Raw genomic sequence first — 1,098 nt, forward strand, 5'->3', positions numbered from 1 at the left:
CACCAGCGCCAGCGACAGACCAATCAGGCGCGCTTTATCGCGCTGTTTCGGTGGCAGCTTGTCGGCAAGAATGGCGATAAACACCAGGTTGTCGATGCCGAGCACAATCTCCAGCACGATCAGCGTCAGTAAACCCGCCCAGATTGAGGGGTCGAAGAGAAATTCCATCAATGACTCCTTGCTAAACGTAAGGGCGAACGCGACTGAGCCTGCGCCGGAAGGCGAGACGAGAGGGCGTTAACGGATGAGGCAACACCGGCAGGTGTCAGGGTGCGCGCTGAGCAGCGCGGGGAACAAGTGAAGCGACGTCGGTGACGGTCCATATAGGTGAGCTAAAGCCCGGTACTCCTGAGTAATAAACAGAAGGCTAATGTATCAGTTACATCAACAACGTCAAAAAATTTTCTTACATTTACAAATAACTGCGCCAGCGCAAGAAACTGCCATAAAAATGCCCGTTGCCGCCGGTACGCTCTGAATAGCAGAGCAACGTCACATATTTTATTTTTTCGCTCACTAAAATAAATCGCGACCTTACTGCTGTATCGCGGAATGTTTTGGGCCTTTTCCTGATGACTTTCTTCAATTTAGTCCCGGGCGATCCACAGAAAATAACAACGGTAATTCTCAATGATTCCCGGCCATGGTCGGGAACTCTCATGCGAACGGAGGTAGCAAGTGACCATTGCGCTTGTAATTGGTACACATGGCTGGGCGGCAGAACAGCTGCTTAAAACAGCAGAAATGCTGTTGGGCGAGCAGGAAAATGTCGGATGGATTGATTTCGTACCCGGCGAAAATGCAGAAACGCTAATCGAAAAATATCAGGCACAGCTCGCCCGACTCGACACGTCGAAAGGCGTGCTGTTTCTGGTGGACACCTGGGGCGGCAGCCCGTTTAACGCCGCCAGCCGCATCGTAGTGGACAAACCGGGCTATGACGTTATTGCCGGGGTCAACATTCCCATGCTGGTGGAAACCCTGATGGGGCGCGATGACGACCCATCGCTGGAAGAGCTGATCCACATCGCCGTCGAGGCCGGCCGCGAGGGGGTGAAAGCGCTCAAAACCGAATCCGCCGCGCCGGCAGCGGCAGCG

1 protein-coding gene and 1 pseudogene are annotated in these 1,098 nt (G+C 53.8%); one reads left to right on the plus strand and one right to left on the minus strand.

Going from position 1 to position 1,098, the window contains the following annotated elements:
* Positions 1-168, minus strand: a pseudogene (locus tag ERD80_RS21935) (hypothetical protein); the annotation flags it as partial.
* A gap of 510 nt (positions 169-678) precedes the next feature.
* Here ERD80_RS21935 and ERD80_RS21940 point away from each other — a divergent pair.
* Positions 679-1,098 (plus strand): mannose/fructose/sorbose PTS transporter subunit IIA (locus ERD80_RS21940; protein WP_211145613.1); only part of this gene is annotated, 420 nt, incomplete at its 3' end.

The sequence above is a fragment of the Pantoea sp. R102 genome, from assembly GCF_004916815.1.
Classification (GTDB): domain Bacteria; phylum Pseudomonadota; class Gammaproteobacteria; order Enterobacterales; family Enterobacteriaceae; genus Pantoea; species Pantoea dispersa.